This is a genomic window from Bacteroidia bacterium, assembly GCA_025056095.1.
Classification (GTDB): Bacteria; Bacteroidota; Bacteroidia; order JANWVE01; family JANWVE01; genus JANWVE01.
In genome coordinates, this window is record JANWVW010000040.1 from 1 (window position 1) to 16562 (window position 16562).

At 35.3% G+C, this 16562-nt stretch carries 16 protein-coding genes and 1 pseudogene; 9 read left to right on the forward strand and 8 right to left on the reverse strand.

What is annotated here, in order from left to right; translation table 11 throughout:
- From NZ519_04975 to cas6, 8 genes are all read right to left on the reverse strand, one after another.
- A partial coding sequence (locus NZ519_04975) for a DUF5684 domain-containing protein (GenBank protein ID MCS7028099.1) occupies positions 1 to 346 on the reverse strand: 346 nt, incomplete at its 3' end.
- Between the two features lie 29 nt (positions 347 to 375).
- Complete coding sequence (locus NZ519_04980; GenBank protein MCS7028100.1) at positions 376 to 1137, reverse strand: IS5 family transposase; 762 nt, start codon at positions 1135 to 1137, stop codon at positions 376 to 378.
- A 274-nt stretch (positions 1138 to 1411) separates the two neighbouring features.
- Positions 1412 to 1942, reverse strand: a complete 531-nt coding sequence (gene cas4 / locus NZ519_04985) for a CRISPR-associated protein Cas4 (protein MCS7028101.1) — start codon at positions 1940 to 1942, stop codon at positions 1412 to 1414.
- Positions 1939 to 4725 carry a CRISPR-associated helicase Cas3' gene (gene cas3, locus NZ519_04990; GenBank protein ID MCS7028102.1) on the reverse strand — a complete coding sequence of 929 codons (2787 nt, stop codon included), beginning with the start codon at positions 4723 to 4725 and terminating at the stop codon, positions 1939 to 1941. The genes cas4 and cas3 overlap by 4 nt, the downstream gene beginning before the upstream one ends.
- Positions 4709 to 5479: a type I-B CRISPR-associated protein Cas5b gene (cas5b, locus tag NZ519_04995; GenBank protein MCS7028103.1), complete on the reverse strand. Its 771-nt coding sequence runs from the start codon at positions 5477 to 5479 to the stop codon at positions 4709 to 4711. The genes cas3 and cas5b overlap by 17 nt, the downstream gene beginning before the upstream one ends.
- A 58-nt stretch (positions 5480 to 5537) precedes the next feature.
- The gene (locus NZ519_05000; protein ID MCS7028104.1) at positions 5538 to 6467 is read right to left on the reverse strand and encodes a type I CRISPR-associated protein Cas7; all 930 of its coding nucleotides are present in this window, start codon (positions 6465 to 6467) and stop codon (positions 5538 to 5540) included.
- An 18-nt stretch (positions 6468 to 6485) separates the two neighbouring features.
- Positions 6486 to 8483 (reverse strand): hypothetical protein, encoded by a 1998-nt coding sequence (locus tag NZ519_05005; protein MCS7028105.1) that lies wholly within the window; start codon positions 8481 to 8483, stop codon positions 6486 to 6488.
- A 20-nt stretch (positions 8484 to 8503) separates the two neighbouring features.
- Complete coding sequence (cas6, locus tag NZ519_05010) at positions 8504 to 9259, reverse strand: CRISPR-associated endoribonuclease Cas6 (GenBank protein MCS7028106.1); 756 nt, start codon at positions 9257 to 9259, stop codon at positions 8504 to 8506.
- Positions 9260 to 9361: 102 nt separating this feature from the next.
- Between cas6 and cas1b the strand changes: the two genes are divergently transcribed.
- The 9 genes and pseudogenes from cas1b to csm5 form a co-directional block, all read left to right on the forward strand.
- Positions 9362 to 10366, forward strand: a complete 1005-nt coding sequence (gene cas1b / locus NZ519_05015) for a type I-B CRISPR-associated endonuclease Cas1b (GenBank protein ID MCS7028107.1) — start codon at positions 9362 to 9364, stop codon at positions 10364 to 10366.
- A 112-nt stretch (positions 10367 to 10478) separates the two neighbouring features.
- A pseudogene (gene cas2, locus NZ519_05020) lies at positions 10479 to 10718 on the forward strand (CRISPR-associated endonuclease Cas2).
- A gap of 28 nt (positions 10719 to 10746) precedes the next feature.
- On the forward strand, positions 10747 to 11082 hold the full coding sequence (locus tag NZ519_05025; GenBank protein ID MCS7028108.1) for a hypothetical protein: 336 nt from the start codon (positions 10747 to 10749) through the stop codon (positions 11080 to 11082).
- A complete protein-coding gene (locus tag NZ519_05030; protein ID MCS7028109.1) occupies positions 11054 to 11689 on the forward strand; it encodes a nucleotidyl transferase AbiEii/AbiGii toxin family protein in 636 nt (211 codons plus the stop codon). Before NZ519_05025 ends, NZ519_05030 begins: the two co-directional genes overlap by 29 nt.
- 135 nt (positions 11690 to 11824) lie before the next feature.
- Positions 11825 to 13243 (forward strand): CRISPR-associated protein Cas10, encoded by a 1419-nt coding sequence (locus NZ519_05035; protein MCS7028110.1) that lies wholly within the window; start codon positions 11825 to 11827, stop codon positions 13241 to 13243.
- Positions 13244 to 13258: 15 nt separating this feature from the next.
- On the forward strand, positions 13259 to 13720 hold the full coding sequence (csm2, locus tag NZ519_05040; protein ID MCS7028111.1) for a type III-A CRISPR-associated protein Csm2: 462 nt from the start codon (positions 13259 to 13261) through the stop codon (positions 13718 to 13720).
- A gap of 14 nt (positions 13721 to 13734) precedes the next feature.
- Positions 13735 to 14385 carry a type III-A CRISPR-associated RAMP protein Csm3 gene (gene csm3, locus NZ519_05045; GenBank protein ID MCS7028112.1) on the forward strand — a complete coding sequence of 217 codons (651 nt, stop codon included), beginning with the start codon at positions 13735 to 13737 and terminating at the stop codon, positions 14383 to 14385.
- Between the two features lie 48 nt (positions 14386 to 14433).
- A complete protein-coding gene (gene csm4, locus NZ519_05050) occupies positions 14434 to 15465 on the forward strand; it encodes a type III-A CRISPR-associated RAMP protein Csm4 (GenBank protein MCS7028113.1) in 1032 nt (343 codons plus the stop codon).
- Between the two features lie 21 nt (positions 15466 to 15486).
- On the forward strand, positions 15487 to 16562 hold a 1076-nt coding region (gene csm5 / locus NZ519_05055), incomplete at its 3' end, for a type III-A CRISPR-associated RAMP protein Csm5 (protein MCS7028114.1).

Here is a 16562-nt window from a genome sequence, read left to right on the forward strand (position 1 = left end):
TTTGGGCAATATCTTCGTTGTAAATGTATTGAGCATCTCCAAAGGCAAGAATAGGAAGGAATATAAAAGGTAAGAATATAAGCCCGATTGTAAAGCCTACCTCTTTACCGAAACTTTTTGATAGTTGATGAGTAGTAATAATACCAATAAATAAACTCACGAGGGGAATGAGAAAAAGTACAAACCACCAAATAGGTTTTCTTACAATTTCCAATAGAACAATAACGTTGTAGAATGGTATGATTGCCGCCCACCCTGGCTTCCCAGCTTTAGTAAAAATTTTCCAAAATGAAGCCAAAGTAAGAACCAAAGCGCCTAAATACAGAATTAAAAATATAACTGCCATAGACAAGAATTTTAGATAATGTTTTGCGATTATAGATAATTGATAATAAACGATATGAACGCGATTTGTAGCATTGCCTCTGCTGATTCTACCATTTTTTCTACTTCTCTGAATAATCTTCTGCGAAAATTTAAGAAGCTAAAAGCTCTTTCCACTTGCCACCTGTTTTTTTCAGGGATAAATCCCTTTTGCCCCGCTGGTTTTGCTGCAATTTCCACCTCCCAACCATACACTTGTTCAACGTGTGTAATGAAAGTACCTTTGTAGCCACTATCAGCAGCTATCTTTTGCAATCTTGGTACTTTGCCTGATAACTGCTCAAGAGCTGCTATACCCGCTTGACTATCAGAGATATTTGCCGCCACCACCTTGATAGCAAAAGGTAGCCCCAACTTATCTACTATAAATATCCGTTTCCGTCCCTTAATTTTTTTGTTACCATCTACCCCTACTTCTTGACTTACAAACTGAACAGATTTTACACGCTGACTATCAATAGCTAATAAACTTGGACTTGCTTCCTTACCTTGCTTTATGCGTATCTCTACCACCAGACTATCCAAGATTTGTTCCCAAATCCCTCGTCTTTTGAATTGTCTAAAATGGTAGTAAACCGTTTGCCAAGCGATATCTCGGTAGGTCAAATTTCGCCACTGCACGCCCGTATAGTTCAAATATAATATTGCTTCAACAATATCTCGCAAAGAGTGCTTAGATTTTCTACGCTTACCAATGATTTTTTCTATATATTGCCATTGAGAATCGCTTAAAAAAGTGAATTTTGCTCTCATATGCTTACTGTTTTTGATGAAACAATAAGATAAGCAATTCTCTTCATAATACAAAATTCATCTTTCGCAAAACATTATCTTATATCTACCATTAAAATTTTGTCAGGGGACTGAAATACTGAATGTAAAGTGGTTTTGAGGAGAGTATATCAAAACCACTCTTTTGGTCGTTGAGCGTGCTTCGGCAAAGCTCAGCAACAAAGCCGAAACGCCAAAAGAGTGGTACAAAACCAAATTTTTTTGAGTATAAAATGTTCTCATTTAAGTTACTTGGCTACTCATTTACAAAGCAAAAATCATAGAAAGAACAAGTCTTGCAATAAGTTTTCTTGACTGCCACAGGAGCAGGTTTTTGATGAAGGACTTGCTCAATTTCTTGTATCCAAGTTTCTATTTCACTTCTGACTTCTTCACTAAGAGCAGGAATGGGAAGAGTTTGACGTAGTTTCGGATATTCCAAAATTGCTGAAACTCCTTGTAAGCCGTTTTTTTCTAAAACGTACAAATAAAACTGTACCTGAGCAATGTGAGCCTGCTCCAATTTATCCGATTTTTTGACTTCATGCACTACTTTGTTTTTAGCATCGTAAAAATCAATCTTTGCCGCAAGAGGAATGTGTTTGTATTGAGCTTTGAGTTCAAGTTCGGTATATTTTTCACTTCTTTGTGAATAGGCTGTCTCGCTAATGAGCTTGCCTTCATAAACGAGGTCGGAAGTGTGTTCCATGTTGATATTATGGAAATTGAGCCATAACTCACGTTTGCACGCATGATACATGCTAATATGAGACCCCGTGATAGTCATAAAAGGCAGTGTTCGCTACTTTCAAACTCGCTTTCACGTAACCCAAAACATTCATCATAAATTTCAGCATATCTTGCCAAATACAGAAATCCATAACTTAATTCTCCCTGTTGATTAGATGTTTTTTCAATATCGGCATAAGGTATAAACTTTCGGAGCATTGGTTCACTATAAAAAATGGAAAAAGTAAATTTAGCAAGTATAGCTTGCATGATTTTGAACTCTATTTTTTGAGTGAAAAAATCATTCTTTTTGTTTTCTACTAATTCTATGTATAAGTCAAACACCGCTGAACCTTCTATTTTATCTGCTGCATCAGGTAAAATATTTGCTTTTCTTAGGAAATTCAATTCTGTTTCCGAAAACACCTCCACTGGAATAGACATCGGTACGAAAATAGAAAGTGTTTTCTGCTCAATCAACTGAAAATCCCTATGGGTTTTCTCAAAGTTTAACAACAAAACATGATTTTTGTAATTTTCAAAATTTACAGCAAAATCTGTTTTATTCCATTCATCAATTTTCTCTAAAACTACTTTGTACAATTTATCAAAATCTTTTTTTTCTAAAATATCGGTGTATTCCTCTTTTGAAAGTTTTTTGGTAACTTCATAGCGTTTATCATTTCTGTAAAGTATCGCAGGCTCATTGATTTTGAATAAATACAACTCACACCCTTTTTTACCTACATTCCGATTTATTCTACCTGCCAGTTGTTCGTCGCTATCTATTAAAGAAATATTCTTAAATCCCAGATCCATATCTATATCCACCCCTGCCTCTACAACTTGTGTGGTAATAAGTAAAATTTTTTTGTACCGATTGGTAGGATTTTTCAAAAAATCAATGATAAACCTTCTACGATGCTCCAAGATTGTCCCCGAAAGTACAAATATCTCATCAAAAAAAGGGTTTGTTTCTTGTAATCTAGCTACTTCATAGTAAAACTGCGTAGCACTTCTCTTAAAGATAAACTCAACTATGCTAAATACACTATTTTGAGGCTTGTTACTTCCTAAATCTATTGCTGCTAACTCAATACTCTTCTCAAATACTTTCTTTGCCAATTCTTCAAAAGTCATTTCTTTTTGCTCCAACAAATCAAATCTAAATTGTACTCTTTGAGCAAAATTGGGATTTTGAAAATAGCGTTCAATAACGTTTGGAAGTAAATCCACAAAACTCAGATTTTCTCTTTCTCTTGCAGCGGTAGTGAGTCTATCTAATTTGGGCAAAGTAGCAGACATCAAAATAAACTTGATATTAAAAAACTCCGCATAGTTGCGAATAAAGTAAATTATTTTATCCCAATGGCTGGGAGGATAAGATTGTAGCTCGTCTATGACTACCACTGCATTAGCAAGACGATGCAATAAATAATTGCTTTCTTTTTCATTAGTTTTGAAAATATCAAAAAACTTAATATGCGAAAGCAAAACAAAAGGATAGTTGGCAAATAAGTAATCCAAGTAGTTTAATTTTTCTTTGCCATACTTGCCATCGTGAGCTTCATTTTCAGGAAAGGGAGCTTTAGAGTGCAGTTCAATGATTTCGCTTTCTTTTAATCCCAAATTTTCTAAAATGCTTCTGTAAGTTTGCGTAATAAGCGTTGTGAATGGAAATACATAAAAAACTTTATTCAAGTTTTTATTAGCTTTTAATAATTCAAGAGTTGCTAGTAACGAAAGGTTAGTTTTACCGCCTCCTGTGGGGGCTTCAATGTAAAAAAGATTGCAAAGGCTATTTTCTCTAACATTTTTGATAACTTCAATAGCCATTCTTTTCCGTAAAATATTCAAATTTTCTTTACTTGCTTCTTGCGGAGCAGGAGGAATATCTCTTGTATCTATGTCTTGATAAATATACTTATTGAAGTTGATTTTTTCTTGGTTTTTGTCTAAAAAATCACTTTTAGTAACAAATTCGTATATCTGCTCAATGCGACTTCGGTCAAGAACACCTAAATCTTTGATAGTAAGATTATTGGCATACTGGCAACTCGCTAAATAATCAGCAGCGGTAAGTAACGAAAAAGCTAAACGCATCAGGGCATAAAAGCTAAATTTTTCTATCCAACGAGTTTCTTTCTCAAAAACCCAAGCAACATTTATTTTTTTGATGTTGGGGTTATTTTCAAAAAGCTTGATAGCTAAATGGTCGCTAATTTCAAATTGATACTTTGCAAGATAACTTTTCAGAAAAGAAATTTCCTTCGGAGAGAAAAGAAATCTTTTAATAATGTCTTCTTTTGAAATTAGTTTTGAAGCGTGATGTTTGAAAATTACGTATGAAAATGCAAGAGTATATTCTGTGAGTCTTGCTTTTTGAACTGCTTCTTTGAAGCTATTTTCAATTTCAGCACAATGTTTTACTATGTACAAATATGCTCCCAATGCAGAATGGTGGTCTTTAAGAGGATTTTGACTATTTTCCTTGAAATAGCTATTGTTCATCTTTTTTACCTGAAAATTTTCATTTACTTTGCCATAATCATGGAAAACTACTACATTCACAAAAAGCCTTTTTACATAGTTGATTAAATTCGCATTATTTTTTTCATTTTCCAGCAGGTCTGAAATAAGTTTATTAACGACTTCATCTAATCCGTGTTGTTCGCATAAAAATAGAAACTTCTCCTGAACCAAACTATTATGCTCTGCAAGTTTTTCAGGAGCTTTGCTATCGCTAATATGGGCATAATAGTTTTCTGCTTCAATCAGAATATCTTCTGTTTTAGGACTTTGCTGTAAAATTTCTCTAAAAGTCTTAATGTAATTGCACATAATAGCCCTTTGACTTGAGAAAATACAAGTTTGATAGCTTTGTATCGGGTTTTAGGTTGAAAGTGGTGAAAGCAAAATCACTGAGCTTGTACTGATGAAGTTGTTCATCAAATTCGGTGGGTAGGCGTTCAAAATAGATGTAATTTTCAGTGTAACTCTCATAGTTGAATATATCAAAAATTACTTCTGCTTTTTGGTTTTGTAAGGACTGGCTCTTTATAATAAGTGTTTTTACCTGAAAATTTTCTGAAATGTTTTCTGCTTTTTCAAATTCGTACTCTTGAAAACTTTCTTTTTCCCACCAAGCATAAAATTCATTTTTGCCGAAATAAGGCAGATATTCAGCCTTGCATTCTTTCAGATATTCGTAAAGTTTAGCATTTTCGGAGTTTTCTAAATTTAGTAAAATATACACTCTATAAGCAGGTTTAATCAGAGTAGCTTCTTCTGCTAAAAAATTTTCACGAGCGTTGGCGTATCCGATGGTGTTAGAATATTTGATAAGAGTTTTTGTAAAATTTCCCTTTTCGTGATTGAGCGGCTCTATTCCAATTTCAATATCTTTAAGTTTTTGATAGTACTCAGGAAATTTTTGAGCTTCTTTATAGCCTTCCAAACCAATAATTGCCCCCAGAATGCCCAATAAAGCAGGTTTATGGAGCATATTATAGGAAAGGTTAATAGTGGCATTTACATCAGGCTTGCGAAAAAAGCCAAAATCTGCTTGAAAATCTATGGAAATTAGTTTCTGCATAGTTCTTTATTTTTTTGAAAATTTATGCCTGCTCCTGAAATCAGGAACAGGCAAGCAACTATAATTCTCCAAGAATTGCCCCTGTGGGAGCATTTATTATTTTGGTAACATCTTGCTGATAATATAGCTCTATTGTTTCTATTTCGTTTTTGATATACTCTTTGGCAAGCAGATTACTTACCTCTTGCAAATCTATTTCTCTGTTTTCGTTGATGCGTACCAGTTCCACAAAAGAAGGTAAAACAATATTTGAACCTTCTTTCAGTTGCACCCAAAGTAAAAGTTCGTTTTCGGTACCTATTTTAGAAGCCGAATCGTAATAAGTAGCCCCTCTTCGCAAAGCTTCTTTGAGTTTGTCAATATCGCTTGCAGAAAGTCCAATATTTTGCACTCTTTCGGCATCGGAAGCTATATTGCGAGGATTGACCGAAAAATGATGTACATAATGACCTTCCTGCAACTTGGATTGCGTACCGAGAGTAGTCATGGTACTTTCAGTACTTGACTCTCCAGGATTGCGAAAAGGAGACATGATTTGTTCTGTATAAATTACGTTCTCTGTAAAACGATTTACTCCGTGAGTAATCTGACAAGTACCATGTATGGAAATATTGGTTTTTCCCGCATAAGTTCCTCCAAATAAACGTACATCTAAACAAGAAAGTAAATCTTTGAGTACATTGAGCCTCAATTTAGACTTGTCTTTATCTTTATCACCAACAAGTCTATCTTTTCCGAAAAGAAACTCATATGTTTCGTCCAAAGTACGAGGCAACATTTCTTCGTTGAGTGTCTTAAAGTAAAATATTTGTTCGCCCAGAGCATTTTTCCAGTAATTTCTTACGGTGTATTTCAATGCTTTATCGGTAGCATACGCTACTCCATTGGGTAAGGTGCGAGGCTGATGTGAAAAATCTGCATTGTAATTAGAGTTGATAGCCTTGATAATTACACAACCATATACACGATTTTTGAATGGATTGCTCATAATTTTTTAGATTTTAGGTTAAATATTGGCATTTTGAACAGCTTGATTTTCAGATTTTTCTGCAAAAAGCAGATTATTACTAAACACACCTGCAAGCAATTCAGGTAAAACCTTTTTCATATTTTCATTGCTTTGGTAGGTGAGTACGAAAGCGGCTACTCGTTCAAATCGGTTGGAGTAATTTTCGTGCTTGTAACGAGCAAAATCGTTAGCAATGGCTTTTTTCAGACCTTCGCAAGTAGCTTGTTGCAAGTAAGGCTCTAAACGCTGATAACTTGCATCTGCCGATTTACTTTTTTGCAAAATGTAGTAAATCACTTGACCTGCGGCAAAGGCAAAATGTTCTAAACTGGCTTGGGAAAAATCAGCTTTGTCTTGGGCTAATTTTTCTACAAATTCTCGGTAATCGTTCAATTTACTTGCCATAGGAGTATGTGAATTAGGGTTGAGGTCAAATTTTTCATACAGACTGAACCAAATATTGAGTTTTTTGCGAATGTTAAAATATTCACTATGATTGCCATTTTTGAATTCATCCAGTCGGATATCTTCTAAAATACTTGTTTGCATAATTTCGTGAAAAATCTCACGACTAACTGCTTTTCTTTGCGATTTGTAGATAAAGTCATAAAAGGCTTTCCGATATTTGATAATCAGTAAGTAGTTACGAGCTGACTTGCAATAGGTTTCGTCAATATCATCAAAATATTTGTAAAGCCAAGAACCATCTTTGGTTTTAACGATAAGATTATTGTTGAAAATGATTTGTAAAATTTGATTTTGAAACTCAAATACGTTTTCAATAGTAGGGTCATATCCTACGCCAAATAAATCAAGTATATTCCAATTTTTGCCATCACTATCTTTCAGTTCGTATTCAAATTTAGTTACAAAGTCAAAGTCTCTGAAAACCAAACCATCTTTCGTTAGAGCGTAAGAGAGCAAGTAATAATCCGACAAATCTTCATAATGCTCTTGATATAGCTTTTCTATGATTTCACGGTAACTTGCTTTGTTGCCACTTTCATTGAAAATACTTATTACTTTTTTTTGCAATTCATCTTTGTAGATAAAAATAGGCAGCGGATTAGGCAAGATTTTTCGTTTGAGGATTTGCTCAAATTCGTAGAGAAGGCGGGCTTCTTTATCGGATATCCTACCTGAAATTTCAAAAGTAGCCGTTTTATGTTTGAGAAATGGCATTTTGACGTTATAGGAGTTAAAAAAGTTACTTGTACCATAAATATTCCCTTCGGTATCAGGAGAGGTGTTGTAATCGTTTGTGTTGAATAGTTTATCAGCAAGATACTTTTGATGAGCTGATTTATATTTTTCCAAAGGTTCGTTAAGATAAAAAATAATGTATTCACTTTCATCAAGGGCTTTATACTTTTCCTTTTCATTCTCTAAATCTTTGATTTTAAGTTTGAGGCTTTCTTTAGTAAGTTTGTCGGTAGCGGTATCTAACTGATTTTTGAGTTGTGTAAGTTCAGCATTGATAGTATTTTCTTTTTCAGAAAGTTCAGCGAAAATTTTTCGTAAAACTTCGGCAAATTCTTTGGTCGCAAAAAAACTCTTGAAAACTTGATATTTTCCTCTTTCCTTACTATCAAGCAAGGCTAATGCTTTTTCAAAATAATCTCCTATTCTTTCATTAACCTGTTTTTTTTGTTCTTGGGCATTTTTTAAGTATTTGGCACCTCCTTCAAAATGCTCTCGCTTAAATGCTACACAAAACGGCGAACAAGAATGAATAGCTTTACTTGGCAAATCAAAACATTTGTTGGTATCTATGCACCAAGCATTTTCTTTGTAGAATTTGCATTTTTCCAAAAACTCTGTTTCAGGTAATTTGGCTGTAAATCTTTCATAATAGATGTTTTCTGTGTCAATTTGATAGGTATTGTCTTTTTCAACAATACTCAAAAGCACATGTACTCCTTCAACAGGCTTTACGCCCAAATTTTTTAACTTTTCATCAAGCGTTGCGGTAAAATTGGCTATTTCTTTTATCATAAAAAATTGCAGTTTTATTTTTACTCCACCACCTCACACATTCCGAAACCTTGTGCGTTTTCATTGCCGAAGCCTGCCGAAAGACCTATTTCTAAAAGTTCCTTAGGGGCTTGCAAAAGGAACTCAAATAAATAGCCTCGTACATGAGTGGCTTGCGGCGTGCCTTGTTTGATAGTAATGAGTTTGCTACGAATATTTTTCTTATCTACTTCCAAAACAAAAGGGTAATTCTGCCAATGCAAGGGTATTTCTTTATCTGCGGCTTTATATTTTTCTATCAAATTACGCAGTAGTAATTCCTTAAAGGGCTTATCCAAAGGGTGTAAATAATCTTTATGACCTTGTTCGTTTTTTTGGGCTACTACCAAAGGAGAGAGAGTTTTGAGTTTTACTCTTTCTTGATGTATTCGCACAGGGGCAGTTTCTATGCGTTGTACCATAAAATCTACTTGACTCTCCCGTGTGCCGATACTTCCTCGCTGATACTGAAAAAGTCCCGATACAAATTTTTCTGCTACCTTATCTACATAAAACCCTACCTGTAATTCCAACTGACGAGTTTGTAGTAAAAAGCCTACGTCTTTAATTATCTTGTATTGGGGAATGAATAAATTAGAAAAACAAAAAAACTTAAAACTTTTCTTATTGCTCTCGTATCCGTTTTGGTGCAGGAAATGAGCATATTCTTCATCGGCTTTACTGATGATTTTGTAAATCCAACTGGAAAGTTCATACTGATAGTTGAAAGGTAAAATAGGGTTTTGTTTGTTTCGCACCGAAAGTATCAAACGAAAACGCATAAAAATTTTTTTATTAGGGCAAAGTAAAATTTTGGCTTCAATTTTGCAAGGGTTTTGCCATAAAAAATTTGCCTAATTATGAAAAAAACTTACTATTTATTCAATGCGGGCAAGTTGAGCCGAAAAGATAATACACTCAAATTTACTCCCATTGACGAAAACGGCAACGAGGCTCAACCCAAATATTTGCCTATTGAAGATGTAGATAACCTCTATGCCTTTGGTAGTTTGGAGGTGAATAGTGCTTTACTGAACTTTTTGGGCAAGCATAACATTAACATTCACTTTTTTGATTACTACGAACATTATACAGGCTCTTTTGTTGCCAAAGATTATTTGCTTTCGGGTAAGGTGCAAATTGCTCAAACGCAGACTTACTTAATCTCCGAAAAACGTTTGACTTTGGCTCGCAAAGTTTTAGAGGGAGCTACTCACAATATTCTCAAAAACCTACACTATTACAATCAGCGAGGGAAAGACTGCCAAACTCAAATTCAGCAAATTGAACAATGGCTTGCCGACCTAAAAGAAAGTAACAACATTAAACAAATGATGGCTTTGGAGGGCAATATCAGGCAGTTGTACTATGATGCTTTTGAAATCATTATCAACGATTTTTCAATGGAAGGGCGTTCTAAACAGCCTCCTCGCAATGAAATCAATGCTATGATTTCTTTTGGCAATATGCTTTGCTACACCCTTTGCCTTGACCAAATCTATCATACCCAGCTTAATCCCACGATTAGCTTTCTGCACGAGCCAGGTGAAAGACGTTATTCTTTGGCTTTGGATTTGGCGGAAATCTTTAAGCCCATTTTGGTAGATAGATTGATTTTTGCTTTGCTCAACAAAAAACAAATTCAGCAAAAAGATTTTGATAAAAACTTGAATTTTTGTATCTTGAAAGAAAGTGGTAAAAAAACTTTCGTGAAGGCTTGGGACGAAAAACTCAAAGAAACTATACAACATCGGTCGCTCAATAAACACGTAAGTTACAAATATCTAGTGCGTTTAGAATGTTACAAACTTATCAAACATATCTTGGAAATGGAAGAATACAAACCTTTCAAGATATGGTGGTAATGAGTACAGAGTAATGAATACAGAGTACAGAGTAGTGAGTACAGAGTACAGAGTACAGAGTACAAAGTACAAAATACTCAATACTAACTACTAACTACTAACTACCAATCCTATGTACGTGATTTTAGTCTATGATTGTGGTGAGGAGCGAGTAGGCAAAATGCTCAAATTGTGCAGACAATACCTGCACTGGATACAAAATTCAGTCTTTGAAGGAGAAATTACCGAAGTGAAACTAATGGAACTTGTTAGCAAGGCTTCCAAAATTATGGATTTGGAAGAAGATAGTTTGATTATTTTCAAAAGCCGAGACCAAAAATGGTTAGACAAAGAAATTATTGGCAAAGAAAAAATAATACCGACAATATCTTGTAAAATTTATGGAAACACCCAAAAAACAACTTATCGAAAAACTTTGCAGTATAGGTGCTTTTTGGAGTTATGATTTATCAAGTTGTATCGTGCCTGATGAAGTATTGATAGAAACCGCTTTACGTTGGGGTGATGTAGAGGAGATTTCGGCTCTTTTTCGGATTTTTCCCAAGACGCTAGTTCGCAAAGTTTGGCAGGAAAAACTTATTCCTGATATTCGCTTACAAGCTCACAATTATTATTTAGCTCGCATTTTCTTTAACATTCAAAATCCCCAACGTTACATCAAGTCCTTGCAAAAAAAGTTTAGTCGTTATGAGCGGATTAGACAATCTATTACCTGAAACCCGAAAAGTATTATTGCAATTAGCTTCCCTCCCTTTGCTTAAAAATTTTACACTTGTAGGAGGCTCAGCTCTGACAATTCATTTAGGACATCGTTTGAGCGAGGATATTGATTTGTTTTCTTGGCAATCTCAACTTTCTTGGAAAGACCTGCATCAAGCATTATCTGGTTTTGAAAGCATCAGTTTGCGGAACTTTACGCCTACCCAAGCAGATTTTTTCATCAATGGTGTAAAAATCACTTTTTTCGCTAATAACTGGCAAAAATTACAACAAAGAATTCACCTTACGGATAATCTATATGTAGCTGATTTAGAGGTTTTAGCAATCATGAAAGTCAATACGCTTTTTCTACGAGCCACTTTCAGAGACTACTACGATTTGTATGTTTTACACAGAGAAAAATTCTCTCTGCCCGAACTTTACAAACTTGCTTCAAACGAAATGGCTAATCTCACGAAAGTGCTTTTTCAAAAGGCTCTTATTTATACCGAAGATATCCCTGATGAACAGATTGTACATTTAGCACCCAAATACCACGCGAATTTACAAGAAATAACTCTCTACTTTGAAAAGCAAATTAAACTTTGGAACAAGAGCAAATAAATCCGAAGATAAGCTACCTCTTAGCCGTAGATAAGCCAAGGATAAGCCACAGATAAGCCGTCTTTTCACAAAATTTCCTTTTCTTTTTTTGTTTTTCTCCGAAATATTTTTAGCTTTGCTCAAAGCTCAATTTTTATGCCCAAGTACATTGTCAAGTGTGATATTTCAGGCATACAGAATTTTATTTTTGATGTTCCTAGCGATGGTGCCGCCCGACAGCTTAAAGCAAGGTCTTTCTACATAATAGCTATCACCGAAATTGCCTTCAAATATTTATCCGATAAGTTTCCAAACCGCACAAAAGAAATTTACAAGGGGGGAGGCAATCTTTACACTTACCTTGAAGCCGAAACAGAAGATAGCCTCCAAAAAGCGATTGAGGATTTTCAACGAGAATTTTACAGAGAAGGCGTATTTCCTATTTTTTCCTTCACGCAAGCCACTGGCGATTTCAAGCAAGACATGAAAGCCGTAGCTAAAAAAGCAAATTTGGCTAAATTACAAAAACCTTTTCAGGTGTCTCCTTTTTCGTTCAAGCCTTATGCTCCTGAAAAATGGGAAGATTTTACCCAAGAACTCATTAAAAGTGGCGGATTTAGCATAGAACAAAAACTAGTCGCCGATAACCCTTTCAGTAAAGCAGGCTACACTTTTTCCTTGCAGAAAAAAGAAATACAATTTAAAGATAAAATCCTCAATAAAATCCCTTTTCAGCACGAAAAAAATAAAGTAGTGGAGTTTGATGAAATTGTCCAAAAAGCCACAGGCGATAAGAAACTTGCCGCTCTTGTGATAGACGTAGATAACTTAGGCTCTCTTTTCAAAGACAAGGAATATGAAGAATATCAGCGAAACTCGCAAAAACTTACTGAATTTTTTGAAGTAGAATTGTATCACATTCTCCAAAAAGAAATTGACGAACATGCCATTTACCCCGTATTTGCAGGGGGAGATGATTGCTTTTTAGTAGGGGCTTGGGATAAAATCTTAGAAAAATCTCTGACTATACAGGAAAAATTTTCTGCTTTTGCTCGTGAAAATAGCCTTTCTAATACCCTTTCGGCAGGAGTGGTGATTGTTCCGTCGAAATTTCCGATGGTGCGTATGGCAGAAGAAGCCGAAAATGCCCTCAAAATCGCTAAAAACTATGGCAAAAATGGAATTTGTATTTTTGGAGAAGTATTAAGTTGGACAGATTTTGCAAAAGCTATGAAAATAGCTCATGACCTTAGAGAATTTGTTAATAAAGACGAACTGCCTCGCAATCTGCTTCATCGTTTGCAGTCTTCGGAATTAGGATTTACGAGCCTAGCAGAACAAAAAGCAGGAAAAATCTATTTCCCACGCGTGCATAGATTGATGTACTACCTGCGAAATGTACAAGAAGATTCAGATGCCCGAAAGTATCTGAAAAAATTATTTGAAGACTACAAAGAGGCTCTTTTAGAAAATTTTCTCAAGAAGTCAGGAAGTAATAATCCTACTCTCTATGTAATAGCGGCACGCTGGGCAGAATTGCTTACAAAAACACAAATCAAAGAAAATAAAAACTAAAAAATACAAAATCCTATGAACAAAAAGCATAACCCCTCACAGCAAGGGAATAGAGGGCAATCAAACCAAAACAATGATGGCAAGTCCTTTGCTGAACTTGCCAAAGAAGCCTTAAATTTCTTCGATAATTTTCGCGGAGAAATATTGCGTTTCAAAGAAAGCAAAGAACTCGATAAACTGCTTGAGAGAATAGAAAATTTCGTAAAAGAATACGGCAAAGAAGTAACTACTCACCAGTTGCGTAATATCTTTCACGAAATCAAAAAAGTAAATGATATAATGCAACTGAAACTGCTACGCCCTAATTTGGCTTACATCGCAGGTAGATTAGATGAAAAAAATAAAAAAGGAAGAATCTTCGTAGCCTTGATAGATAGCCTCATCAGAGAAGTCAAATCCAAAGATGATATAGACAACTTCAAAGAATTCATGGAAGCTATTATAGCTTATCACAAATTTTACGGAAAGCCTAATTAAAAACCATATAAGCCATGAAATTAGAAAGCAAAATTATACTCAAAGGTACCATTACTACCAAAACGGGCTTACATATCGGTGGAGCAAAAGCCTCCATGGATATTGGTGGCTTGGATTTGCCTGTTATCAAAACTCCTACAGGAGTTCCATATATTCCAGGAAGTTCACTGAAAGGTAAAATCAGAAGCCTTTTGGCAAAAAAAGAAGGCTCTGATGACATCAAAAACGATAGTGAGATTTTGTGTAAAATGTTTGGAGGTATTGAAGCTAAACAGTCTAAAACACAAGGAACTGCTCGCTTAATTTTTCGCGATGCTTTTCTTGATGAAAAGAAATTTCAAGAGGCATTCCCTGCAAGAAAAGTAAAATTAGAAACCGAATTTACCGAAATCAAAACCGAAAACACTATTGAACGCACTACAGGGAAAGCTCAACATCCTCGTACCATTGAACGCGTACCTGCGGGGGCAGTGTTTGATTTTGAAATTGTGTTAGATAAATACAGCAATGACGAAGCCAAAGAAATTCTCCAAAAACTGCAAGAAGGCATAGAACTACTCAACCAAGACTATCTCGGAGGCAGCGGTACAAGAGGTTACGGAAAAGTAGAAATAGTGTTTGATGAAGAAAGTAAAAAAATCATTCAAGAATTCACAAAAACCTAATTGCCTAAATTCCCCAACATAGCCAAGTAAAATACAACTAAAATGCAAGTGCGTATCTTACATTGCAGACCTAATAGCAGATTTCATTTAGGAGAATTTACAGAAATCAGAAGCACTACCCTTACTGATACAGCTACGTATATTCATTCTGATGTACTTTTTGGGGCTTTTCTATATCAACTCTCTTTACTTTACCCTGAAAAAATTCTCCACTTCGTAGAACTTTTTACTCAAAAACAAATTCAATTTTCTTCGGCTTTCTATTGCCTGCAAAACACCAAAACCCAAAAGAAAATTTTTTTCTTGCCCAAACCCGTTAGCCTGAATCTGCACGAAGTAACGGAAGAATCAGGAGAAAGCCAACATAAACAACTGAAATCTATTCAATTTCTTTCTTGGCAAGTATGGCAAAAACAACTCCTGCCACAAGATTGGCTAGATAAAAATAGCCAAAGTTGTCAAATTGTTGATGGCAAATTTGTTGTACTAACAGAAGAAATGTTCAACAACAACCTTAAAATCTTTGCCAAAGATGATACCCTCAAAGTGCGCTTGCACACCACTGAAGAAGAAGGCAATTTGTACTCCCAAACTGATTTGTTTTTGCTTGGAAACAAATATTGGCAAGTTCATTGGTATTTGATAGAAAAAAATGTACTCTCCGCCTCTGATAAAGAAATCTACGAAAAAGTTTGGCAGAACCTTGTGAAAGCAGGTATCGGCGGAGAGCGTAGCACAGGAGCAGGTAAGGTTGAAAATGTTTCAGTTGAAGAACAAGACACTCAATTTCTTCAGCGGGAAAGCTCTCAAAAAATGGCTATCTCCATGACTTTCCCCCAAGAAAATGAAACTGAGCAACTTCTGCTCTATCAACTGAAAATGCGAGGAGGCATGTTTTTGGCTGAAAATTACCGACTCAAAGTTGTTCAAGGAGTTTTGGAAGGAGCTGTGCAAAAACAAGAAATTCAAGGACAAATCATAGACATCAAACCTGATGGCAGCCAAGAAAGTAAATTACGATATGGTATCAACTTGACCGTATCTTTGCCCGAAAAGTACAAGTTTTCTGAAAATTTGTGAAAGGAGCTAAATTACACAACTATGCCTAATTACAGATTGTATTTCAAAACCCTTAGCCCTGTTTCAGTTACCACGGGAGAAAAATTTTCACCTTATAGTGACTTTATCATAGAAGGCAAGCAAATTATTTTCATTGACAAAGCAAAATTGAAAACTATCTTTGAAAACCACGCCAATAGAGACAATCTGATAGACCAATATGTGGAGGGTGTAGTCTCAGGCATGGACAATAACCGCAGTCGTTTTGACTTGAAAGATTACCTACGAAATTCCCTAAAAGTTGAACTTTCCGAAATTACTTTACGCAAACATCTTGCTTTCATTAGGGGAGAAAGAAGAATCATTGTTAACGAAATTCTTAAAAATCCGCATTTTCAGCCGTATATTCCGGGCAGTTCGTTGAAAGGTGCTTGCAAAACCGCCCTGCTGTACGATTGGCTCAAAAATAAATCCGAAGGTAACAAGTGGTTAGGTAATTTTGTGGAAAACCTAGAACGAAATAGAGGAAGAGCTGAAAAAGAGTTACAAGAACAAATGCAAACCTATAAAATAGCCTTTTCCGATAGTTCATTTTTGCCTGTTGAATGCATCAATGTTTGTCAAGTTGTTCGGCTCAACCTTAAAACGCAAAGCAAAGGTATTCCCCAAATCGTAGAAGCCATTAGCAAGAATTATACATTTTCTGCTGAATTCCGCTCCGAAAAATATACACCTGCAGACTTATTCAGTTTGCTCAGGCAATTCAGCAAAGATGCTAACGAAAGAGATATAGAAATGCTTTCGCAAATCAAAAATTCAAGTAATCTTATTCCAAAATTACTCTCATTTTATGAGGAAATCCAAAAGGGATTGGAACGCAACCAAACCTGCTTCAAGATAGGTTCGGGAAAAGGATATTTTTTCAATTCGGTAGGTTTAGCAGTATATCATTACGACAAGAAAAAATTTGCAGAATTTTTACAAGTTTTCCGACCTGCCCAAAAGAAAATTAACGATGCTCAAAATTTTCCCATTACGCGTGTGATAGATGCTTTTGAGGCTACGCCTTGGGGCTGGCTACAAGTAGATACTCAACCTTTTGCAGCATCAAGCAAAAC